The 255-nt window shown below is 71.0% G+C and carries 1 protein-coding gene; it reads right to left on the bottom strand.

All coding sequences use genetic code 11. The features are described 5' to 3' along the window. The coding region (locus ACZ92H_RS29820) for a 5-deoxy-glucuronate isomerase (protein WP_465052006.1) at positions 1 to 255 on the bottom strand (255 nt) is incomplete at both ends.

The following is a 255-nucleotide window of genomic DNA, read 5'->3' as shown; positions in this document are numbered from 1 at the left end:
CGCGTGTTGGCGCCCTTGCCGCGCACGGAGCGCGTCATCGACTGCGGGTCGATCAGGCGCGCCGCACGGCGCGTGGTGGCCGGCGCGCTGCACAGGGCCACCTCGGCAGCGCTCTGCGCCGTGATGCCGACCGCTGTTTCCAGCGGCACATACACGGCGTAGGGCGAGATGTCTGCAAACACGCTCTGGCGATTGCCGATCTCGCGCCACGTCTCTTCGCCGGCCTGCACCGTGACCGTGCCCGTCAGCACGACG

Source organism: Janthinobacterium foliorum (assembly GCF_978021625.1).
This window is presented reverse-complemented; position numbering and strand designations above follow the sequence as displayed.